Here is a 21,318-nt window from a genome sequence, read left to right as displayed (position 1 = left end):
GTCGCCGCTCCGGCCCCGGTCGCCGCTCCGGCTCCGGTCGCCGCCCCGGCCGCTCCGGTGGCCGACAGCGGTGACGCCTACGTCACCCCGCTGGTGCGCAAGCTCGCCGCCGAGCACGGCGTCGCGCTGGCCTCCGTCGCCGGCACCGGCGTCGGCGGCCGCATCCGCAAGCAGGACGTCATCGCCGCCGCGGAGGCCGCCAAGGCCGCTCCGGCCCCGGTCGCCGCTGCCGCCCCGGCCGCCGCGCCGAAGGCCGCCGCCTCGCCGTCCGCCCTGCGCGGCCAGACGGTCAAGATGACCCGCATGCGCAAGGTCATCGGCGACAACATGCTGAAGGCGCTGCACGAGCAGGCCCAGCTGACCAGCGTGGTCGAGGTGGACGTCACCAAGATCATGTCGCTGCGCGCCAAGGCCAAGGAGGGCTTCCTGGCCCGCGAGGGCGTCAAGCTCTCCCCGATGCCGTTCTTCGTCAAGGCCGCCGCCCAGGCGCTGAAGGTCCACGCGGTCGTCAACGCCCGGATCAACGACGCCGAGGGCACGGTCACCTACTTCGACACCGAGAACATCGGTATCGCGGTGGACTCCGAGAAGGGTCTGATGACCCCGGTCATCAAGGGTGCGGGCGACCTCAACATCGCCGGCATCTCGAAGAAGACCGCCGAGCTGGCCACCAAGGTCCGCGACAGCAAGATCACCCCGGACGAGCTGTCCGGCGCCACCTTCACCATCAGCAACACCGGCTCCCGCGGTGCGCTGTTCGACACCGTGATCGTGCCGCCGAACCAGGTCGCCATCCTGGGCATCGGTGCCACCGTCAAGCGCCCGGTGGTCATCGAGGCCGACGGCGGCACCGCCATCGGCATCCGCGACATGACCTACCTGTCGCTCTCCTACGACCACCGCCTGGTGGACGGCGCCGACGCCGCCCGCTACCTGGTCGCGGTCAAGGAGATCCTGGAGGCCGGCGAGTTCGAGGTCGAGCTCGGCCTCTGACCCCACCAGGTCCCCGCGGAACCCCGCGTACGGAACCCCGCGTCGTCCCCGGACGGCGCGGGGTTCCGCCGTTCCCGGCCCCCGGACACGCCGAGTCCCGCAGTCGTACCGAGTCGCGGCATGCGCGGACGCGGCCGAACCGGGATGCTGGAGCGGTGATGGACGAGACGGACTTCTGGCAGATCATCGACGAGACCCGGGACGACGCCGACGGCGACCCCGACGAGCAGGCAGACCTCCTGGTGGAACGGCTCCTCCAGCTGACCCCGGACGATGTGATCGACTTCGCCCGGCTGTTCCAGGCGCGGTTCCAGCGCGCCTACCGCCACGACCTGTGGGGCGCGGCCTACCTGATGCTCGACGGCGCCTCCGACGACACCTTCGACTACTTCCGGTCCTGGCTGATCGGCCAGGGCCGGGAGGTCTTCGAGGGCGGGCTCGCCGATCCGGACGACCTGGCGGACCTGCTGCCCGAGTTCGACGAGGAGGAGGACGGCGAGGCCGAGGACCTCGGCTACGCCGCCGACGAGGCGTACGAGCGGCTGACCGGGCTGCCGCTGCCCGAGGTGGGTGTGCGGCAGCCCGAGCGGCCGGCCGGGCCGGTGCTGGACTTCGACGATCCGGACGTCATGGCAAAGCGCTTCCCCAAGCTCTGGGAGCGGTACGGGGACTGAGGGCGGTCAGGTGCTGCTGCCGGAGGAGCTGTCCTGCTTGATGCCCTTGAGGATCTGGTCCAGCACCGCGAAGTCCGGCGCGGCCGGACTGTCGTCCACGCCGCCCTCCATGACCACGTAGCCGCCCCCCTTGGCCGGGAGGGCGGCCAGCAGGACGTAGCCCTGGGTGCCGTCCGTGGTGCGGATGTGCCAGCGGGTGGCGTAGCCGAGCACTCCGGCGACGCTGATGTACCCGGAGCCGGCGTCGGTGTGCGAGCTGACGCCGGAGAAGATCTGCCCGGCGTAGGAGGGCATCTGGGCGTCGGCGGCGGCCTTGGGCGTGGCGCCCTGGACGATGTCCTTCTCGACCGAGAACTGGCCGCGGATGCAGGAGCTGCCGTCCGGGCAGGTGTAGCGGTCGGTGCCGAGGTAGACCGTCGAGTGCGGCGGGTTGTCGGACACCACCCAGCCGTCGAGGACCGGCACGGTGATCGCGTGCTCCGGGTCGGGGACGGTGCTCTTGACCGCCGGCAGGGGCTTGGGCGCCGCGGGGCTGCTGGTGGGCGCGGTGGGGCTGGGGCTCGGCTTGGGGCTGCTGCTCCGGGGCGCGGTGACCGTGGGGTCCGGGGTCGGGTCCGCCCGGTGGTCGCCGCCGTTGTTGAGGACGACTCCGGCGACGATCCCGGCCACCGCCAGCACGGCGACCGCGATGCCGATGATCAGACCGGTCTTCGGTCGGGCCGGCCCGGGCGGCGGCGGGTAGCCCGGGCCCGGGTAGCCGTAACCGGGGCCGTAGCCGGGGCCCTGGGGCGGGTAACCGCCCTGGGCCGGGCCCGGGTAGCCGCCCTGGGCCTGGTAACCGCCCTGGGCCTGGGCCTGGGCCTGGTACGCGTCCTGGCCGGGGTAGCCGTAGGCGGGTGCCTGGTGGGCGTCCTGGCCCGGGTAGCCGTAGGTCGGGGCCGCCGGGCCGCCCGGGTAGCCGTAGCCGGGCTTCCGGTCGGACGGCGACCCGGTCTGGGTGGGGGCGTCGGCGAGCCCGCCCGCGACGCCGCCCTGGAGCGGTCGGACCTCGGCCGTCCAGGCGTTGCCGTCCCACCAGCGCTCGTGACCGGGGGTGCCGTCCGCACCCGGGACCGGGTACCACCCGGGAGGCGTCGAGTTGCTCACGGGCGTACGGTACCCGGCACGGCGGCGCTCCAGACAGGTCGGGACTGTCACGACTCTGCACCGCCCGGCGAACGGCCAACCTCCCTTGGCGGCAAGCCTGTTCGAACGGCCGGCGCGCGGGGCGGGGCGAGAGGGCGGCACGGGTGCGGGGCGAGAGGGCGGCGCAGGTGCGGGCGGGGCGGGGAGGGAAGGTGCGGGCATCACGGGCGCGGCTGCCCCGCCGCTCAGTCGGCCAGGCCGCGGGCCATCCAGATGTCGTCCACGTACCGGCCGTCGATCAGGAACTCCCCGGCCAGCGAGCCCTCGACGACGAAGCCGCAGCTCTCGTAGAGGTGGCGGGCCGGAGCGTTCCAGCCGAGCACCCGCAGGCTCATCTTGCGGGCGCCCTCGGCCCGGGCCGCCGCACAGGCCGCGTCGACCAGCCGGCGGCCGATGCCCCGGCCGCGGACGGTGCCGTCGACGGCCAGGCCCTGGATCTGCCGCACGTGCCGGTTGCTCGCCAGCCGGGTGGCCGGGACCTGCCGGATGTAACCGACGATCCGGCCGTCCAGCACGGCCAGCAGGTAGTGCTCGGGGGCGTGCCGCTCGTCGAAGAGCGGGTCCTCGACGGGCGGTTGCGGGGAGACGTCGGACAGGACGGACCAGGCCGCGTGGTTGAGGACGGCGAGTTCGCGCTCGTCCTCGCTCCGCGCCGTACGGATGATCAGATCGTCGTCAGGCATGCGCGTCATGCTAACGGCGCATGCGGAGGTGACGGCCGGTCGGGAACACCGCGGGAGCGCGCGGGAACTGCGAGGATGGGCGCATGCGCATCGCTGTCACGGGTTCCACGGGTTTGATCGGTTCGGCGCTCGTCCGCTCCCTGCTGGCGGACGGCCACGAGGTGGTCCGGCTGGTCCGGCACCGCTCGAAGACCGGCCCGCGGCCGGACGGCAGCACCGCGATCGGCTGGAACCCGCTGCTCGGCGAGGTCGAACGGGACGGACTGACCGGGGTCCAGGCCGTGGTGCACCTGGCCGGCGCCGGGGTCGGCGACCGCCGCTGGACGGACTCCTACAAGCGGGAGATCCGGGAGAGCCGGGTGTACGGCACCGAGACGCTGGCCGTCGCCCTGGCCGGGCTCAAGGAGCCGCCGCAGGTCCTCGTGAGCGCCTCCGCGGTCGGCTGGTACGGGCAGACCGGCGACCGGGTGATCGACGAGGACTCCCCCGCCGGCGACGACTTCCTGGCCGAGGTCTGCCGGGAGTGGGAGGACGCCGCCCGGCCGGCCGAGCGGGCCGGGATCCGGGTCGTCCACCCGCGCACCGGCATGGTGCTGTCAGCGGCCGGCGGGGCGGGCGGGAGGCTGTTCCCGCTGTTCAAGCTGGGTCTCGGCGGGCGGCTCGGCGACGGGCGGCAGTACTGGAGCTTCATCTCGCTGCACGACGAGGTGGCCGCACTGCGGTTCCTGATCGACCACGACGACCTCTCCGGCGCCTTCAACCTCACCGCGCCGAACCCGGCGACCAACGCCGAGCTGACCACCGCGCTGGGCCGGGCGCTGCGGCGGCCCACGCCGTTCCCGGTGCCGGAGGCGGTGCTCAAGGCGGTGCTGGGCGAGCTGGCGATCGAGGTGGTCGGCAGCCACCGGGTGGTGCCGCGACGGCTGCTGGACGCGGGCTTCCGCTTCACCCACCCGGACGTGTACTCGGCGGTGCTCGCCGCCATGTGACGGGTGCGCGGGGCGGCGTCAGGGGCACGCGCGGAGCGGGTGCCGCGCGACGGGACGGGCGCGGCCGGCGAGGCGGGTGCGCGGGTTGGTGCGGCTCCTGGGGCGGGTGCTGGGCGGCGGGCGCGCGGGGTGGCTGCGCGCGCCGGGAGGGTAGGCGGGCACGCGGGTCGCGCGAAGCCCGTACGTACTCCGACGACGGCATCCGCCCTGGCCAGCGGCATATGCCGAGCGGGGCCCGAGGGGGCCCGAGGAGGGGGCGCACGGGAGCACACGGTGGGCGCGTCGCACGCCCCCGGTGACCGTACGCGCCCACCGACCCCCGAACCCGGCCACTACGGCGCACTGTCCGTGACCACTCCCCCGCCCGGTGCCGCAGGACCCTCCCCGGCCTTCGGATCCGGCCCAATGCGCTTGTCTGATGCTCACACTGACTGGGCATCACCCTCCACGGACCGTGTCCCGGCACCCCGCTGCCTGCGTCGGCCGGAGCCCCGGGACCAGGGAGGGAGCACCCCAGTGCCCACGTACGACTTCACCCGCCGCGCCCGCCGGCCGTCCGACCCGGACGTCGTCGTGGTCGGCGCCGGACTCGCGGGCCTGGCCGCCGCCCGCGCGCTCACCGGCCACGGCCTCACCGTTCAGGTCCTGGAGACCACCGACCGGATCGGTGGCCGGATGGCCACCCGCGAGCAGGACGGATTCCGGCTCGACGACGGCAGTCACCTGTTGAACACCGCCTTCCCCGAGCTGCGCCGCACGCTCGACCTCGACCGCCTCGACCTGCGCCCGCTCGCGCCCGGCGTGCTGGTGCACAGCGCCGGCCGCCGGTACCGCGCCGGGGACCCCCAGCTCACCGTCGCCCGGCAGGCCGCCGCCCGGGCCCCGCTCGGCAGCCCGCTGGACAAGGCCCGGCTGGCGGGCCGGCTCGGCCGGCTCGCCGCCACCCCGGTCGGCCGGCTCCAGGCCCGTCCGGAGACCACCGCCGCCCGCGCACTGACCGGCCACGGCCTGGCCCAGCGCACCGTGGACGGCTTCCTGCGGCCGCTGCTCAGCGCCCTGCTCTCCGACCCGGCGCTCGGGACCAGCAGCCGGGTCGCCGACCTGGTGCTGCGCTCGTACGCGCGCGGGCGGCTCTGTCTGCCCGCCGCCGGGATCGCGGCGGTGCCGGCCCAACTGGCCGCCGCCCTCCCCGCCGGCACCGTCCGCACCCGGGTGCGGGTCACCTCGATCGCCGCGGACGGCGTGGAGACCGCCGCGCACGGGCGGATCGGCGCCCAGGCCGTCATCGTCGCCACCGACGCCCGCTCCGCCGCCGAACTGCTGCCCGGGCTGCGGCTACCGGACTTCCACCCCGTCACGACCTTCTACCACGCCGCCGACACCGCCCCGCTGGGCGAGGCCGTCCTGCTGCTCGACGGCGACCGGCCGAACGGGCACCCGCCGCTGGTCTCGCACTCACTGGTGCTCAGCGAGCTGCACCCGTCCTACGCCCCGGCCGGCCAGTCGCTGATCGCCACCACCGTGCTCGGGCGGCGCGCCTTCGACGTGGGCGGCCCGGCCGGTCTGGAGCCGGCCGTCCGGGCCCGGCTGGCCGAGCTGTACGGCGGCTCGACGTCGGGCTGGCAGTTCCTCGGCGTGCGGCACGTCCCGGACGCGCTGCCCGCGATGCCGCCGCCGCACAACCCCCGCCGCCCGGTGCGGCTGCTGGCCGGGCTGTACGTCGCCGGGGACCACCGGGACACCAGCACCGTGCAGGGCGCGCTGGTCTCCGGCCGGCGGGCGGCACAGGCGGTGCTGGGCGACCTCGGTGTCCCCGCCGACGCCCGGGAGGCGGAGGCGGCGGCCTGACGGCCGGGCCCGGCCCACGCCCGGCCCGGGCGCAGGCGCGGACACGGCGAGCGGCATCGGCGGGCTCCCCGGCCTCGGCGGGGCGCCGCGGCACCCTGCCGGAACGACGGGCACCGCGTGGCCGGTGCCCGTGTTCCTGCCGCCGTTCCCGGTCGTTCCCGGCCGTCCGCGGGCCGTTCCGCGCCGGTGACGGCCGCCGCGGAACGGCCGGAGGTCCGGGCCGGAGCCTGAGGGCCCGGGCCTCCGTACGCCGGGTGCGTGGGGGCGGACCCCCTCCGCCCTTCGGTCAGATCACCCCCGCCTGCCGGGCCGTCTCCTCGAAGGCGCGGGCCACCGGGCTGCCGCGGTAGGGGGTGAGGCGGCGGTGGAAGTCCCTGACGTACTCCAGCGAGCGGGCCGAGCGCATCTCCCCCGCCGCCCGCAGCGCGTCGGTGGCCATGGTGCAGGCCTCGTCGAGGTCCCCCATGCCGAGCCGGGCGGTGGCCAGCACCAGACGGCAGAAGATCCGGCTGCGGGCGTAGGCGGGCGAACGCAGCCGCAGCGACTTCTCGGCGTGCTGCGCGGCCGTCCGCCACTGCTGGAGGTCGCGGTAGCAGTGGGCGAACTCGTCGGAGAGCTGGGCCTCGTCGAAGTACCGCGCCCAGGAGGGCAGTTCGTCGCCCGTCCGGGCCGCCGCCAGGGAGCGCTCGGCGCGCACCAGGGCGGTGGTGCAGGACCGGACGTCGCCCAGCAGCCCGTGCCCGCGCGCCTCGGCGGCGTGCATCAGCGACTGGACGACCGGCGGCACGGCGGTGCCCACGCCCTGCTGGGCGACCCGGGCGAGCTGGACCGCCTCCCGGCCGTGGCCCAGGTGGACGGCCTGTTGGCTCATCGTCACCAGCACGTAGCCGCCGAGCGCGCGGTCCCCGGCGGCCTGGGAGAGGCGCAGCGCCTGGACGAAGTAGCGCTGGGCGAGGCCGTGCGCGGCGATGTCGAAGGACGTCCAGCCGGCCAGCCTGGTGAGGTCGGCGACCGCGCCGAACAGGGCCCGGCCGATCTGTTCCCCGTAGCGGCCGCGCAGCATCGGCTCGGCCTCGCTCTCCAGGTAGCGGACCAGCGCCTGGCGGGCGTGGCCGCCGCCGTAGGCGTGGTCGAGCGCGCGGAAGAGGTCGCCGACGGCGCGGATGGCGGCGATGTCGCCGCGGCCGACCCGCAGGGTGGGGCGGGACTCGCGGGCCGGGTCGGTGTACGGCGGTTCGACGGCGACCGGCGGCCGGCGGCTCTGGATCGGCACCCGGCCGATGGTGGGGGCGGTGCCGGTGGTCCCGGCCGTGCTGCGGGCGGTGGGGGCCCCGGGGACGCCGGGGGCGGGGCCGCGCGCCGGGCTCCCGGGGGACACGCCGGGCGCGCCCGGCGCCGGGGCGCCGGTGATGGCCGCGGAGGTGGCGCTGCCGGACGGCGGGCCGGCGGTGGCGTCCGAGCGGGTCAGGGTGGAGCCGTCCCGGGCGACCCGCTCGTCGGTGCGGCCGATCAGCCAGTCCCGGCTGGGGACGACCAGGCCGGCCGGGGTGAAGGCGATCCGGCGCAGCTCGGACTGCGGGCCGTTGTCCTTGCGCCACATGCTCGCCACGATGTCCACCGCCTCCTGCGGCGTCTCGGCGAACTCCAGGCCGGCGTAGACCGGGGCGCAGGCGTCCAGGCCGAGGTCCTGGGCGGTGAGGCGGCGGCCGAGGCGGCGGGTGAAGACCTCGGCGATCAGCGCCGGGGTGGCCCCGCGCGGCTGCTGGCCGCGCAGCCAGCGGGTGACCGAGGTCTTGTCGTAGCGCAGGTCCAGGCCGTGCTCCAGGCCGAGCTGGTCGACCCGGCGGGCGAGGCCCGCGTGCGAGAAGCCGGCCTCCTCGATCAGCGCCGCGAGCTGGCCGTTCTGCGGGGCCGGGCCGGAGTGGCCGGGGCCGCGGGGAGGGCCGGGCACGGGCGCGGCGGGGTTCTCGTGCCGGTCGGGTGTGGCCTGCACCGGCAGCCGCCGGTCGTCGGCGTCCGGGGCGTCGGCGGTCAGCGTGTCGGCGGTCAGGGCGTCGGGGGCGTCCGGAAGGGTCCGGCCGACCGTCCCTCGGTGCTGGCCGAGCGGGTCGAGCGGTCCGTACGCCGGGCTGTCGGTTGCAGGCCGTTGGGGCATGTCTGTCAACACCTCTCGGACGTCGCACCGGGCTTCACCAGCACTTCGGCGGCCCGGGGCGGCGCCCCCTGTCGGGAATCGGCGTGAATGTAGCGAGCATTCGGGCGCTATGGGTGGATCTGACCGAGCAATCCACCGAACGGGTGAAGCAACCGCGCCCATTTCGGGGAAGCGGGGCCATCTCGGGTTTGGTCGTCCGGGGTCGAACCACCGGCCGTTCCGGGGGCTTTCCCGAGGGCCTCTCCGAGGGTCGATCCGCCGTTCGGACCCCGCTCCGGTGTCATGGCGGACGGCACCACAGCCCAGCGGACTGCTGTGGCGTTCCGCCACATGGGAGCGGGGCCTCCGGATTCCTACCGTTCTCGGCCATGGACACCTCTACTGCCCGCCCGCTCGCCGGCCGCACGGCCATGGTCACCGGGGCCGCCTCGGGCATCGGCCGGGCCTGCGCCGAGGCCTTCGCCGGGGCCGGCGCCCGGGTCTACGTCGTCGACCTCGCGGCCGGCCCGGCCGAGGAACTCGCCGAGCGGATCGGCGGCCGCGCGATCGTCGCCGACCTCGCCGACCCCGGGGCCGTGGACGCCCTGCCGGACGACGCCGACATCGTCGTCAACAACGCCGGCCTCCAACACGTCGCGCCCGTGCACGAGTTCCCGCCCGACCGCTTCACGCTCATCCAGCGCGTCATGGTCGAGGCCCCGTTCCGCATCCTGCGCCGCACCCTGCCCCACATGTACGAGCAGGAGTGGGGCCGGGTCGTCAACGTCTCCTCCGTCCACGGCCTGCGCGCCAGCGCCTTCAAGTCCGCGTACGTCACCGCGAAGCACGCGCTGGAGGGCCTCAGCAAGACCGTCGCCCTGGAGGGCGCGCCGTACGGCGTCACCAGCAACTGCATCAACCCGGGCTACGTCCGGACTCCCCTGGTGGAGAAGCAGATCGCCGCCCAGGCGCTCGCCCACGGCATCCCCGAGGAGGAGGTGGTCGAGCGGATCATGCTCGACCGCACCGCCGTGAAGCGCCTCATCGAACCCGACGAGGTCGCCCAACTCGCCCTCTGGCTCTGCTCCCCCACCGCCTCCTACATCACCGGTGCCAGCCTCCCCGTCGACGGCGGCTGGACCGCCCACTGAGCGGGGAACGCCCAGCGGTCAGGCCTCCCCTCTCATAGGGCAGCACGGCACATTCGACCCCGGGACTGTGTGGGCCGTCCACATAGTCCCGGGGTCGGGCGCTTCCTACCTTGTGGCGACATCGTCTCCCCCCTGGTTCTGGAAGTGGTGGCCATGAGCACCTCCGCACGAGGTACGGCGGCGAGCAGTTCACTCCCGAGAGTGGTGGCTGCGAGCCTGATCGGCACGACCATCGAGTGGTACGACTACTTCTTGTACGGAACGGCGGCGGCGCTGGTGTTCGGGAAGCTGTTCTTCCCGCACAGCGATCCGCTGACCGGGACGCTGCTGTCCTTCCTGACCTACGCGATCGGGTTCGCGGCACGGCCGCTCGGGGCGCTGGTGTTCGGTCACTTCGGGGACCGGGTGGGACGGAAGAGGCTGCTGGTGGTGAGCCTGCTGCTGATGGGCGGGTCGACCACGGCGATCGGGCTGCTGCCGACGTACGACTCGATCGGGGCCGCGGCGCCGGTGCTGCTGACGGCGCTGCGGCTGGTGCAGGGCTTCGCGCTCGGCGGCGAGTGGGGTGGCGCCGTGCTGCTGGTGTCGGAGCACGGGGACCAGCGGCGGCGGGGGTTCTGGGCGTCCTGGCCGCAGGGCGGGGCGCCGGCCGGGAACCTGCTGGCGGCCGGGGTGCTGTCGCTGATGACGGCGGTGCAGTCGGACGCGGAGTTCCTGGCGTGGGGCTGGCGGGTGCCGTTCCTGCTGTCGGCGGTGCTGGTCGTGGTCGGCATGTGGATCCGGCTCGCGGTGGACGAGTCGCCGCTGTTCAAGCAGGCGCTGGCGGCGCAGCACAAGCGCCAGGAGGAGCGGAGCACGGCCGAACGGCTGCCGCTGGTGGAGGTGTTGCGCGACCACTGGCGGGAGGTGCTGGTGGCCATGGGCGCGCGGATGGCGGAGAACATCTCCTACTACGTGATGACCACGTTCGTGCTCACCTACGCCGTCACCCACGCCCACTTCTCCAAGCAGACCGCGCTGAACGCCGTCCTGATCGCCTCCGCTATCCAGTTCGCGCTGATCCCGCTGTTCGGCGCGCTGTCCGACCGGGTCGGACGCAGACCGGTGTACCTGGTGGGCGCGGTCGGGGTGGGCGCCTGGGCCTTCGTGTTCTTCGGGATGGTCGACACGAAGTCCTTCGGCTCGCTGGTCACCGCCGTGACCGTCGGCCTGGTCTTCCACAGCGCCATGTACGCGCCCCAGGCGGCCTTCTTCTCCGAGCTGTTCGCGACCCGGATGCGGTACTCGGGCGCCTCGATCGGCGCCCAGTTCTCCTCGGTGGCGGCCGGCGCCCCCGCGCCGCTGATCGCCACCGCGCTGCTCAAGGACTACGGCAGCTCCACGCCCATCGCGGTGTACGTCGCCATCGCGGCGGCGATCACCGTGCTGGCGGTGCTGTGCGGCCGGGAGACCAGGGGCCAGGACCTCATGGACGTCGAGGGACGGGACAACCGGGACGGTCGGGACGGTCGGGAGCCGGACACCGCCTCGGCCGAAAAGCCCGCCGTCGCCTGAGGAGCGAGCCGATACGATCACGGTTTCTCGGAACCGACGGAACCGACGCCGATTGGCAGCAAGCACCATGAACCACCCTCACGAAAGCGCCGCGCCCGCGCTGCGGCGGCTGCTCGACCTGCTCGCCTCCGGAGCCGCCACCGAGGACTTCGCCGACGTGCTGGCCGACGCCCGCCGCCGCGGGGCGCCGGCCGCCGTCCTCGCCGAGATCGACGACGCCACCTGGCAGGCCCTGCGCGTCCACCGCACCCTGCGTCAACACCGGCGGCGCGAAGCCGAGTTGACGGCCCTGTTCGACACCGCCGGGGACCTCGCCGCCTCCCGGGACCTGGACACCGTGCTCCAGGCGATCGTCCGCCGGGCCCGGATGCTGCTCGGCACCGACACGGCGTACCTGACCCTGCCGGACGAGGGTGCCGGCGACACCTACATGCGGGTCACCGACGGCTCGGTCTCCGTCCTGTTCCAGACCCTGCGGCTGAGCCTCGGGGACGGCCTGGGCGGGCTGGTCGCCCAGACCGCCCGCCCGTACGCCACCCCCGACTACCGCACCGACGAACGCTTCCACCACACCGGCACGATCGACGCCGGTGTGCTGGACGAGGGCCTGGTGGCGATCATCGGGGTGCCGCTGCTGCTCGGCGGTCAGGTCATCGGTGTCCTGTTCGCCGCCGACCGCACGCCGCGCGCCTTCTCCCCCGACGAGGTCGCGCTGCTCTGCTCGCTGGCCGCGCACGCCGCGATCGCCCTGGACACCGCCAAAGCGCTGGCCGACACCCGGGCCGCACTCGCCGAGCTGAACGCCGCCAACGAGCTGGTCCGGGCCCACTCCTCCGCCGTGCAGCGCGCCGAGCAGGCGCACGACCGGCTCACCGACCTGGTGCTGCGCGGCGCCGAGGTGCCGGACGTCGCCGCCGCCGTGGCAGCCCTGCTGGGCGGGGAGATAGCGGTCCTGGACGCCGAGGGCGAACCGCTGGCCGGACGCTCCGCACCCGCCGCCGAACTGGCCGAGGCGGTCGCCGCCTCCCGCGCCGAGGGCCGGTCCGTACGGCACGGCGAGCAGTGGGTCTGCGCGGTGCTGGCCGGACACGACGCGCTCGGCACCATGGTGCTGCGCGGCCGGCCCGACCTCGACGACGCCGACCGGCGGCTGTTCGAGCGGGCCAGCGTGGTCACCGCGCTGCTCCTGCTGCTGCGCCGCTCGGTCGCCGAGACCGAGAACCGGGTCCGCGGCGAACTGCTCACCGACCTGCTGACCGCCCCCGAGCGGGACCCGGGCGGGCTCACCGCGCGCGGCCGCCGGCTCGGCGTCGACCTCGCCCGGCCGCACCTGGTGCTGGTCGCGGAGCCCGCCGACGGGAAGGCCGATGACCGGGCACGGCTGGCCGGTGCGGCCCGGCGCTACCTGTTCGGATCCCGGGGCGTCAGTGCCGAGCACGCCGAGACGGTGGTGCTGCTGGCGCCCGTCGAGAGCGGCAGCACCGACGACCCCGAGGAGACCGCCCGGCAGGCCGCCGAACGCCTGGCCCGGCTGGCCGGGTTCCCGGTCACCGTCGGCGTCGGCCGGCCGTCCGCCGGGCCGTCCGCGCTGGCCGCGTCCTACGGCGAGGGCCTGCGCTGCCTCCGGGCGCTGCGGGTGCTCGGCCGCGCCGGGGAGGGCGCCTCGGCCCGGGCGCTCGGCTTCCTCGGCGTGCTGCTCGGCGACGGCCACGACGTGGACGGCTTCGTCGGCGCGACGCTCGGCCCGCTCCTGGCCTACGACGCCCGGCGCGGCACCGAGCTGGTCCGCACCCTGCGCGCCTACTTCGACTGCGGCGGCAGCCTGACCCGGGCCAAGGACGAGCTGCACGTCCACGTGAACACCGTGGTCCAGCGGCTGGACCGGGTCGAGGCGCTGCTCGGGCGGGACTGGAACCAGCCGGAGCGGTCGCTGGAGCTCCAGCTCGCGCTGCGGCTGCAGCTGCTCGCGGGCGGCTGAGCCCGAACAGGCCGACGGCTCGCCCGGGGAGGGCTGCCGCCCCCGGGCCGAACCGCTGCCCGGGGCGGGGCGACGGACCCCGACAGGACGGCCGGCCTCGGCAGGACCGCTGCTCATGGGCGGCCGAGGGGGTTCGGCCGGGCTGGGCGTACAGTGGCGAGGTTGGTCTCGAACGCCCGGCAAGGAGCGGCAACGGTGAGCGAGAACGTGCGTTTTGTTCGCATGGGCATAGGTGAGCGCACCGTGCCCTACCAGGAGGCCTGGGAGGAGCAGCAGCGGCTGCACGCGCTGCGGGTCGCGGACGAGATCCCCGACACCGTGCTGCTCCTGGAGCACCAGTCGGTGTACACCATGGGCAAGCGCACCAACCCCGCCGACCTGCCGCTGGACGGCACCCCGGTGGTCGAGGTCAACCGGGGCGGCGAGATCACCTGGCACGGCCCCGGCCAGCTGGTCGGCTACCCGATCGTCAAGCTGCCCGACCCGATCGACGTCATCGCCTACGTCCGCCGGCTGGAGGAGGCGCTGATCCGCACCGCCGGCGAGTTCGGCATCGGGTCCACCCGGGTCGAGGGCCGCAGCGGGGTCTGGGTGCTGGGCGAGTCCATCCCGGACGCCGTGGTGGATCCGGCGCAGGTGGTGGACATCGGCAAACTGACCCTGCGGATGGGCCTGCCGCTGGGCATCGACCCGCGCCTGGCCGGCCCCGAGTACGCGCCCTCCAACGCCGGCCAGCGCGGTGACGACCGCAAGCTCGCCGCGATCGGCGTGCGGGTCGCCCGCGGGGTGACCATGCACGGTTTCGCGCTCAACTGCGACCCGGACATGACCTGGTTCGACAAGATCGTGCCGTGCGGCATCCGGGACGCGGGCGTCGCCTCGCTCACCGGCGAGCTGCGGCGCGGACTGTCCGCCGCCGAGGCCGCGCCGGTGGTCGAACGGCACCTGGCGGACGTCCTCGCCGAGCTGCCGGAACCGGTCCTCGGCCGCTGACCCGCCGGGCAGCGCCGACGCACCTTCCGCCGACGGCCGCCGAAAGTCCCGGCGGCCGCTGGGAATCTACCGACCGGTAGCCATGTTGCCCTGCGATTGCAGGGCGGCAGGCCCGGCGAAGGCCGTACAACCACAGGCGTACCCTGGGGGTACCCCGTCTAGTTCTAGGAGTCGCACGTGTCCGCTGTCGCGCCCGACGGCAGGAAGCTGCTCCGCCTGGAGGTCCGCAACAGCGAGACCCCCATCGAGCGGAAGCCCGAGTGGATCAAGACCCGCGCGAAGATGGGCCCGGAGTACAACGCCCTCCAGTCGCTGGTGAAGAAGGAGGGGCTGCACACGGTCTGCCAGGAGGCCGGCTGCCCCAACATCTTCGAGTGCTGGGAGGACCGCGAGGCGACCTTCCTCATCGGCGGTGACCAGTGCACCCGCCGCTGCGACTTCTGCCAGATCGACACCGGCAAGCCCGCCGAGTTCGACCGCGACGAGCCGCGCCGGGTCGCCGAGTCCATCGTCACGATGGACCTCAACTACGCCACCATCACCGGCGTCGCCCGTGACGACCTTGAGGACGGTGGCGCCTGGCTGTACGCCGAGACCGTGCGCCAGGTGCACGCGATGACCGCCGCCCGCGAGGCCGGCCGCACCGGCGTCGAGCTGCTCATCCCCGACTTCAACGCGGTGCCCGAGCAGCTGGCCGAGGTCTTCTCCTCCCGCCCCGAGGTGCTCGCGCACAACGTCGAGACGGTGCCGCGGATCTTCAAGCGGATCCGCCCGGCGTTCCGCTACGAGCGCTCGCTGGACGTCATCACCCAGGCGCGTGCGGCCGGACTGGTGACCAAGTCCAACCTGATCCTGGGCATGGGCGAGACCCGCGAGGAGGTCAGCCAGGCGCTGGCCGACCTGGTCGGCGCCGGCTGCGAGCTGATCACCATCACCCAGTACCTGCGCCCCTCGCTGCGCCACCACCCGGTCGAGCGCTGGGTGAAGCCGCAGGAGTTCGTCGAGCTCCAGGAGGAGGCCGAGGAGCTGGGCTTCGCCGGCGTCATGTCGGGCCCGCTGGTGCGTTCGTCGTACCGGGCCGGCCGGCTGTACCGGCAGGCGCTGGAGCGGCGCGCGCAGGCCGCGGTCTGATCGCGGTCCGATCACGCGTGTAACGGCGGTCCGACGGCGGCCTCCCGGTCCACCGATCGGTTCGAGCCACGGGAAGGGCGGAGCTTCGGCTCCGCCCTTCCCGTTTTCACCACGCTTTGACTGGCTGGTCACGGACTGGTAACACGGGGTGGGGACTCTGGACGCCTGGTGAGCGTTCGATTCTTCTCAGCCACGAGAGGAGCTGTTCGGCATGCGGGTTCAGATGCGGATCCGGTCGGTGGGGGTGGCGCTGCGGTTCGCCGAGAGCGTCCTGCTCGCTCCCGGCCAGCGGCACGCGCGCCGCAACGCGTGGGCGGCGGTGTGCGAGAACCGCCGGTACGCGGCGGACCGCCGGCACGACGACGCGGCGGCCCGGACGGCACAGCCGCGGCCGGTCCGGCGGTAGTGCTCCGGCGATGACGCATCGGCATCGGCGGTAGTGCTCCGGCGGCAACGCACCGGCGTCGCCATCGGCGATAACGCTTCGACGTCGCAGGGCCCCCCGGCGTCGCTCTGTGCGACGGCGTGCGGGCACACGGGTCACGGTTGGGGCGAACGGGTACCCGGGCTTGGATATCCCCTACCCGTGCCACGTACCATGAGCGTTATGGCGAGGGAAACATCCGAGAACCCCGGGCGACTGAAGCAGATCCGCCTGGCGTACACCATGACCAAGAAGGTCGACACCAAGATCGGCCTGATCATCGCCGGCGTCGGCCTGCTGACCTTCGGCGTGTTCCTCGCCATCGGCTTCGCGATCGAGCATCCCGTCTACCTGGGCATCCTGGGCTTCATCGTGGCCGTGCTGGCCATGGCGATCGTCTTCGGGCGCCGGGCCGAGCGCGCCGCGTTCGGTCAGATGGAGGGGCAGCCGGGGGCAGTCGCCGCGGTGCTGAACAACATCCGGCGCGGCTGGAGCTCCAACAGCACCCCGGTGGCGGTCACCCGTAACCAGGACGCGGTCTACCGCGCCGTGGGCCGGGCCGGCATCGCGCTGATCGGGGAGGGCAACCCGAACCGGGTCCGCCAGCTGCTGGCCTCCGAGAAGAAGAAGATGGCCCGTGTGGTCGGCGACGTGCCGGTGCACGACATCGTGGTGGGCAACGGCGAGGGCGAGATCCCGCTGAAGAAGCTCCAGATCCACCTGATGCGCCTGCCCCGCGCCATCACCGCCGCCCAGGTCACCGAGACCAACGACCGCCTGCGCGCGCTGGGCGACCTGCTCTCCAAGGCGCCGATCCCCAAGGGTCCGATGCCGAAGGGCGCCCGGATGCCCAAGGGCGGCCAGGCCCGCTGATCCTCCCCCGCCCCTGACGACACGAGAACGGCCCCGCCGCGGAAGCTCCGCGGCGGGGCCGTTCCGACGTTCGTACGGCGTCGGGGCTGGATCCCGGCCTCGACCAGGGGCCGGGGCCGGGGGTCGGGGGCCGGATCTCGGCCGGATCCGGATCTCGGCCGGAGCTAGATCCGGACCTCGACGGTGCCGACCGCCTTGTCGTGCAGACCGCGGGTGTCGCGGTCCCAGACCAGCGGCGGCACCACCAGGCAGAGCAGCAGGGTGCGCAGCAGGACCTGCGGGATGGTCGCGCGGCGGCCGTCCAGCCGGACCACCCGGAGGCCGAACAGCCGCTTGCCGACCGTCGTGCCGGTGGTGGCCAGCAGCAGAGACGCGACCAGGAAGAACAGCGGGCTGGTCCACAGGTTGGCCTCGGCCTGGTCGCCGCGGGCGATCAGCCCGTACGAGATCAGGGCGACCAGCCAGCCGTCCACGAACAGGGCGCCGATCCGGCGCCCGGGGCCGGCGATCGAGCCGGGGCCCTCCTTGGGCAGCCCGAGGCGCTCGCCGCGGTGGCCGAAGTCGGCGCCCATCTTCTCGGCGGCCGCCCGGGGGCCGTCGATCCACGATCCCAACGCTTCTCTGGTGTCCACGAATCCACACTAACCGGGCTGACGGCGTGCGCCGCCACCGGCTCCCCTCCGGTCGGGACATCACCCCCGACCGGGTGAATCGTCGTTCCGGCGCCTTTCCAAGTGGTCCAGACCACTTGCGGGACGGCGCCCAGCCGGGCAGGGTGATTTGTACCGTCCCGTACATCTTTGCCAGCCGCCCGGCAGCCGTGGTTAACATCTAGGAAACGAGCGGGTCACCAAGTGGAAACGACCCATTCCTATGGTGAGCCCAATTCGCACGCCGAGGAGGATGGATGTTCAACAACGCCGCCGAAGTGAAGCAGTTCATCCAGGACAACGACGTGAAGTTCGTCGACGTCCGCTTCTGTGACCTGCCGGGCGTCCTGCAGCACTTCTCCGTACCTGCGGCGACCTTCGACCCGTCCGAGATCCTGATGTTCGACGGCTCGTCGATCCGCGGCTTCCAGGCCATCCACGAGTCCGACATGGCCCTGGTGCCGGACCTCGCCACGGCCCGCCTCGACCCCTTCCGGGCCGAGAAGCACCTCAACATCAACTTCTTCATCCAGGACCCGGTCACCGGCGAGGCGTACAGCCGCGACCCGCGCAACGTCGCCAGGAAGGCCGAGGCCTACCTCGCCTCCTCCGGCATCGCCGACACCGCGTTCTTCGGGCCCGAGGCCGAGTTCTACGTCTTCGACTCGGTCCGCTTCGACACCAGCGCCAACGCGTCCTTCTACCACATCGACTCGGAGGCCGGCGCCTGGAACAGCGGCGCCGCCGAGGGCGACGTACGCGGCTACAAGGTCAAGTACAAGGGCGGGTACTTCCCCGTCCCGCCCGTCGACCACTTCGCCGACCTGCGCGCCGAGATGTCGCTGGAGCTCGCCAAGGCCGGACTGGAGGTCGAGCGCCAGCACCACGAGGTCGGCACGGCCGGCCAGGCCGAGATCAACTACAAGTTCAACACCCTGCTGCACGCCGCCGACGACCTGATGCTGTTCAAGTACATCATCAAGAACGTCGCCTGGCGGAACGGCAAGACCGCCACCTTCATGCCGAAGCCGATCTTCGGCGACAACGGCTCGGGCATGCACGTCCACCAGTCGCTGTGGAGCGAGGGCATCCCGCTCTTCTACGACGAGCAGGGCTACGCCGGGCTCTCCGACACCGCCCGCTACTACATCGGCGGGCTGCTGCGGCACGCCCCCTCGCTGCTGGCCTTCACCAACCCCTCGGTGAACTCCTACCACCGCCTGGTACCGGGCTTCGAGGCGCCGGTCAACCTCGTCTACTCGCAGCGCAACCGCTCGGCCGCGATCCGCATCCCGATCACCGGCTCCAACGCCAAGGCCAAGCGCATCGAGTTCCGCGCGCCGGACCCGGCCTCCAACCCCTACCTGGCCTTCGCCGCCATGCTGATGGCCGGCCTCGACGGCATCCGCAACAAGATCGAGCCGCTGGAGCCGGTCGACAAGGACCTCTACGAGCTGGCCCCCGAGGAGCACGCCAACGTCCCCCAGGTGCCCTCCTCCCTCCCCGCCGTCCTGGAGGCCCTGGAAGCCGACCACGAGTACCTCCTCGCCGGCAACGTCTTCACCCCGGACCTCATCGAGACCTGGATCGACTACAAGCGCACCAACGAGATCGCCCCGATCGCCCTGCGCCCCCACCCGCACGAGTTCGAGCTCTACTACGACCTGTAGAAGTGCCTCTGACCTGCGGAAACGCAGTTCGACCTCTCCTCGTTTCCGCAGGTCAGCACCTCGCTGACCTGCGGAAACGCTGCCCAGTCGCCTCGCATCACACGCTCTTGGGCTCGCGATGTGCAGACCGGCCCGGGTGGCGGGCGCCCTCTGGTCAGCGGACGCGCCTCCCAGCCGCGGCCGGTGTGACGAGGGTGAAGGCGGCGAGTCCCAGTAGGAGGGTCGCGGACCGCGGGGGCCACGGCGACTGGTGCAATCCTGCCCGCTCCTCGGTTTGCACCCCCGCGAGGGGGCCGGTGGCCGTGTCATATTCTTGGGTCCATGTCGAACCCTGACGGGCTGCTCGTCGACATCGCCGCGATGGTCGAGTCCGAGCACAGCAACCAGATGTCCCTGACCGTGGTAGTCCCCGGGGCGGTGATCACCGGCAGGCTTGCGCCGGTGACGCTGTGGTGGGAGCGGGTGGCGGAGGTGCTCCAGGCTTCGGAGCACCTGAAGCCGTTCGCCGCTCTCTTCGCGTCGCCCCCCGAGGGCCCGACAGCGCGGCCCACCCATCTGCATTTCCACCGGGCGAAGATCCTTCAGGGAGACTTCGGGCTGCCTCACACCGGCGGCATGTACCGCATCGCTATTGATGACGTCAGCAGTTGGACGGTCGGGGACCTCAGCTACTCCGACTCCTGATGACCGCGGCGGCCCGAGTGGCCGCCTCGGGCTCGGGCAGCGGGATCTGCGGGGCGAAGACGGTGCGCGTGTCCGGGCGGGGCGTGGGCGAGGTCGCGGCGTTCCTCGCCGGCGATGTCGCTGTCGCCTTCGACGCCGATGGCCCGGCCGAGGCCGTAGCGGTCGTGGGTGACTCGGTCGCCCACGGCGAACCGCTTCAGCGGCGCCTGGACCCGGGCTCTGAAGGAGCTGGCGGGCAGGGCCCGGCGGATTGCTGCTGACGGGCCCGTTCGGCGGGACGCAAAATTCGGGCGGGTCGGAATTCGAAGGGTGTCGTTCGCCGTCCGCGCCGGCGCCGGATGCGGTTGACACGTGGGCTGGCCGGCGACCGGGGGAGCCTGTTCGACAGCTGCCCCGGTCCCGTCCGCATCGCATCTGCCAATGAACTGCCGAGGCGGACACGGCCTGCGGATGTGCCTTCAACATGCCTGACAGTGAAGCGTGTTGACACCATCGATAGCTCCTGAGGCGGTGGATCCGAGGGGAGGCGCCCGCGAAGCCGGGGTGAAATAATCCACCGCGGAATGCCGCGGCCTGCTAGAGTCGCCCTTAGTTGCAGTAGTGGTTCCCATGAACTTTGTGTGCGCCTGCTGGTGTATCGCAGGCGTATTTTTGTTTCCCGGCTCTTCCCCGGGTGGGTCATCATCGCGGCACTCGAAGCCCGCACGGTGCGGGCTTCGGACAGCCCCTTGAAGGAGATTTCTTTATGGCTAATGGCACTGTGAAGTGGTTCAACGCGGAAAAGGGCTTCGGCTTCATCGAGCAGGAGGGTGGCGGGCCTGACGTGTTCGCCCACTACTCGAACATCAACGCCAACGGCTTCCGTGAGCTGCTCGAGGGCCAGAAGGTCGAGTTCGACGTCACGCAGGGCCAGAAGGGCCCGCAGGCCGAGAACATTCGTCCGCTGTAGTTTTTCTGCCAAGGCACCCCACCTGGCAGCGAGGGGCCCGCACCGCGTACACGCTCGGTGCGGGCCCCTCGGCCTTGCGTCACGACGCATCTCCCCGGCCGTTCAGGCCCCCTGGCTCCGCCACCGGCGGCCATCCCCACGCGAGACGCCCAGCGCCGCGTCCGGATCGGCGCCCTGCCGTGAGACTTCACGGTTCGAGGTTCGTGCTCCCGCCCCTTCTCGGTGAGCGCCGACCGTAGGTGACGTGCCGCACGGTTCTACCGTCCACGCCCCGCCCGTCACACTTCTGGCCCGTTCCTTGCGAGCTCCGCCCGGCGCCCCCGCGCTGCGGAGCCTTCCTCGTGACGTGCCGCCCCGAGGAAGGTTTCCCGCATGAACCGCTCCAGTCGCTCCTCCTACCAGAGCTCCGACTCCCGTTCCGCCGCAGGCTCCCGCTCCGGCGCCTACAGGTCCCGCTCCGGCGGCAACTCCTTCTACGGCGACCGGCCTGCCGGCGGCCGGAGCTCCGCCGGCCGCAGTGCCCGTCAGGGCTCCTCCGCACAGGGCGAGTTCGCGATGCCGGTGAGCACCACCCCGCCGCTGCCGGCCGTCGAGTCCTTCGACGCACTGGACATGCCGAAAGCGCTGCTCGCCACTCTGACCCGCCAGGGCGTCACCTCCCCGTTCCCGATCCAGGCCGCGACACTGCCGAACTCGCTGGCCGGCCGTGACGTCCTCGGACGAGGCCGCACCGGCTCCGGCAAGACCATCGCGTT

The 21,318-nt window shown here is 73.1% G+C and carries 19 protein-coding genes; 15 read left to right on the top strand and 4 right to left on the bottom strand.

The window, feature by feature from the left end; genetic code table 11:
* Both sucB and ACWGJO_RS35750 read left to right on the top strand, forming a co-directional pair.
* Positions 1–993, top strand: a 993-nt coding sequence (gene sucB, locus ACWGJO_RS35755) for a 2-oxoglutarate dehydrogenase, E2 component, dihydrolipoamide succinyltransferase (RefSeq protein WP_452189884.1), incomplete at its 5' end; no start/stop codon positions are given.
* A 158-nt stretch (positions 994–1,151) separates the two neighbouring features.
* Positions 1,152–1,667: a DUF4240 domain-containing protein gene (locus tag ACWGJO_RS35750; protein ID WP_452189883.1), complete on the top strand. Its 516-nt coding sequence runs from the start codon at positions 1,152–1,154 to the stop codon at positions 1,665–1,667.
* A 6-nt stretch (positions 1,668–1,673) separates the two neighbouring features.
* Here ACWGJO_RS35750 and ACWGJO_RS35745 read toward each other — a convergent pair whose 3' ends face one another.
* Both ACWGJO_RS35745 and ACWGJO_RS35740 read right to left on the bottom strand, forming a co-directional pair.
* A complete protein-coding gene (locus tag ACWGJO_RS35745) occupies positions 1,674–2,813 on the bottom strand; it encodes a DUF2510 domain-containing protein (protein WP_452189882.1) in 1,140 nt (379 codons plus the stop codon).
* A gap of 224 nt (positions 2,814–3,037) precedes the next feature.
* Positions 3,038–3,535 carry an N-acetyltransferase family protein gene (locus ACWGJO_RS35740; RefSeq protein ID WP_452189881.1) on the bottom strand — a complete coding sequence of 166 codons (498 nt, stop codon included), beginning with the start codon at positions 3,533–3,535 and terminating at the stop codon, positions 3,038–3,040.
* An 83-nt stretch (positions 3,536–3,618) separates the two neighbouring features.
* On the opposite strand from ACWGJO_RS35740, the gene ACWGJO_RS35735 reads away from it, so the two are divergent.
* The gene (locus ACWGJO_RS35735) at positions 3,619–4,524 is read left to right on the top strand and encodes a TIGR01777 family oxidoreductase (protein WP_359897007.1); all 906 of its coding nucleotides are present in this window, start codon (positions 3,619–3,621) and stop codon (positions 4,522–4,524) included.
* Between the two features lie 516 nt (positions 4,525–5,040).
* Positions 5,041–6,372: an NAD(P)/FAD-dependent oxidoreductase gene (locus ACWGJO_RS35730; RefSeq protein ID WP_452189880.1), complete on the top strand. Its 1,332-nt coding sequence runs from the start codon at positions 5,041–5,043 to the stop codon at positions 6,370–6,372.
* Between the two features lie 286 nt (positions 6,373–6,658).
* Here ACWGJO_RS35730 and ACWGJO_RS35725 read toward each other — a convergent pair whose 3' ends face one another.
* The gene (locus ACWGJO_RS35725; RefSeq protein WP_452189879.1) at positions 6,659–8,527 is read right to left on the bottom strand and encodes a regulator; all 1,869 of its coding nucleotides are present in this window, start codon (positions 8,525–8,527) and stop codon (positions 6,659–6,661) included.
* 368 nt (positions 8,528–8,895) lie between these two features.
* On the opposite strand from ACWGJO_RS35725, the gene ACWGJO_RS35720 reads away from it, so the two are divergent.
* The 7 genes from ACWGJO_RS35720 (at position 8,896) to ACWGJO_RS35690 (ending at position 16,610) form a co-directional block, all read left to right on the top strand.
* Positions 8,896–9,657, top strand: a complete 762-nt coding sequence (locus tag ACWGJO_RS35720) for a 3-hydroxybutyrate dehydrogenase (RefSeq protein WP_387729479.1) — start codon at positions 8,896–8,898, stop codon at positions 9,655–9,657.
* Positions 9,658–9,810: 153 nt separating this feature from the next.
* Complete coding sequence (locus ACWGJO_RS35715) at positions 9,811–11,211, top strand: MFS transporter (protein WP_452189878.1); 1,401 nt, start codon at positions 9,811–9,813, stop codon at positions 11,209–11,211.
* Between the two features lie 67 nt (positions 11,212–11,278).
* Complete coding sequence (locus ACWGJO_RS35710) at positions 11,279–13,189, top strand: helix-turn-helix domain-containing protein (RefSeq protein ID WP_452189877.1); 1,911 nt, start codon at positions 11,279–11,281, stop codon at positions 13,187–13,189.
* A 222-nt stretch (positions 13,190–13,411) separates the two neighbouring features.
* Entirely contained in the window at positions 13,412–14,182 is a 771-nt protein-coding gene (lipB, locus tag ACWGJO_RS35705) for a lipoyl(octanoyl) transferase LipB (protein ID WP_452189885.1), read from the top strand.
* A gap of 177 nt (positions 14,183–14,359) precedes the next feature.
* A complete protein-coding gene (lipA, locus tag ACWGJO_RS35700) occupies positions 14,360–15,313 on the top strand; it encodes a lipoyl synthase (RefSeq protein WP_359896996.1) in 954 nt (317 codons plus the stop codon).
* A 211-nt stretch (positions 15,314–15,524) separates the two neighbouring features.
* Positions 15,525–15,719 (top strand): hypothetical protein, encoded by a 195-nt coding sequence (locus ACWGJO_RS35695; protein WP_359896994.1) that lies wholly within the window; start codon positions 15,525–15,527, stop codon positions 15,717–15,719.
* Between the two features lie 192 nt (positions 15,720–15,911).
* Positions 15,912–16,610: a DUF4191 domain-containing protein gene (locus tag ACWGJO_RS35690; protein WP_380352414.1), complete on the top strand. Its 699-nt coding sequence runs from the start codon at positions 15,912–15,914 to the stop codon at positions 16,608–16,610.
* Positions 16,611–16,774: 164 nt separating this feature from the next.
* On the opposite strand, the gene ACWGJO_RS35685 is transcribed toward ACWGJO_RS35690, so the two are convergent.
* A complete protein-coding gene (locus ACWGJO_RS35685; protein ID WP_359896991.1) occupies positions 16,775–17,242 on the bottom strand; it encodes an RDD family protein in 468 nt (155 codons plus the stop codon).
* Between the two features lie 275 nt (positions 17,243–17,517).
* On the opposite strand from ACWGJO_RS35685, the gene glnA reads away from it, so the two are divergent.
* The 4 genes from glnA to ACWGJO_RS35665 all read left to right on the top strand — a co-directional run.
* On the top strand, positions 17,518–18,930 hold the full coding sequence (glnA, locus tag ACWGJO_RS35680; protein ID WP_452189876.1) for a type I glutamate--ammonia ligase: 1,413 nt from the start codon (positions 17,518–17,520) through the stop codon (positions 18,928–18,930).
* 321 nt (positions 18,931–19,251) lie between these two features.
* Positions 19,252–19,614: a hypothetical protein gene (locus ACWGJO_RS35675; protein WP_452189875.1), complete on the top strand. Its 363-nt coding sequence runs from the start codon at positions 19,252–19,254 to the stop codon at positions 19,612–19,614.
* A gap of 745 nt (positions 19,615–20,359) precedes the next feature.
* Positions 20,360–20,563 (top strand): cold-shock protein, encoded by a 204-nt coding sequence (locus ACWGJO_RS35670; RefSeq protein ID WP_030918248.1) that lies wholly within the window; start codon positions 20,360–20,362, stop codon positions 20,561–20,563.
* A gap of 372 nt (positions 20,564–20,935) precedes the next feature.
* On the top strand, positions 20,936–21,318 hold a 383-nt coding region (locus ACWGJO_RS35665; RefSeq protein WP_452189874.1), incomplete at its 3' end, for a DEAD/DEAH box helicase.

The sequence above is a fragment of the Kitasatospora sp. NPDC054795 genome (assembly GCF_053611565.1).
Note: the sequence above shows the minus strand (reverse complement) of the source record. Positions and strands in the feature narration are given on the sequence as shown.

Excerpts from the sequence above, each read along its gene's own strand:
- ACWGJO_RS35750 (WP_452189883.1), top strand. The coding sequence starts at position 1,152 with ATGGACGAGACGGACTTCTGGCAGATCATCGACGAGACCCGGGACGAC.
- ACWGJO_RS35740 (WP_452189881.1), bottom strand. The coding sequence starts at position 3,535 with ATGCCTGACGACGATCTGATCATCCGTACGGCGCGGAGCGAGGACGAG.
- ACWGJO_RS35735 (WP_359897007.1), top strand. The coding sequence starts at position 3,619 with ATGCGCATCGCTGTCACGGGTTCCACGGGTTTGATCGGTTCGGCGCTC.
- ACWGJO_RS35725 (WP_452189879.1), bottom strand. The coding sequence starts at position 8,527 with ATGCCCCAACGGCCTGCAACCGACAGCCCGGCGTACGGACCGCTCGAC.
- ACWGJO_RS35720 (WP_387729479.1), top strand. The coding sequence starts at position 8,896 with ATGGACACCTCTACTGCCCGCCCGCTCGCCGGCCGCACGGCCATGGTC.
- ACWGJO_RS35715 (WP_452189878.1), top strand. The coding sequence starts at position 9,811 with ATGAGCACCTCCGCACGAGGTACGGCGGCGAGCAGTTCACTCCCGAGA.
- ACWGJO_RS35710 (WP_452189877.1), top strand. The coding sequence starts at position 11,279 with ATGAACCACCCTCACGAAAGCGCCGCGCCCGCGCTGCGGCGGCTGCTC.
- lipB (WP_452189885.1), top strand. The coding sequence starts at position 13,412 with ATGGGCATAGGTGAGCGCACCGTGCCCTACCAGGAGGCCTGGGAGGAG.
- ACWGJO_RS35695 (WP_359896994.1), top strand. The coding sequence starts at position 15,525 with ATGCGGGTTCAGATGCGGATCCGGTCGGTGGGGGTGGCGCTGCGGTTC.
- ACWGJO_RS35690 (WP_380352414.1), top strand. The coding sequence starts at position 15,912 with ATGAGCGTTATGGCGAGGGAAACATCCGAGAACCCCGGGCGACTGAAG.
- glnA (WP_452189876.1), top strand. The coding sequence starts at position 17,518 with ATGTTCAACAACGCCGCCGAAGTGAAGCAGTTCATCCAGGACAACGAC.
- ACWGJO_RS35675 (WP_452189875.1), top strand. The coding sequence starts at position 19,252 with ATGTCGAACCCTGACGGGCTGCTCGTCGACATCGCCGCGATGGTCGAG.
- ACWGJO_RS35670 (WP_030918248.1), top strand. The coding sequence starts at position 20,360 with ATGGCTAATGGCACTGTGAAGTGGTTCAACGCGGAAAAGGGCTTCGGC.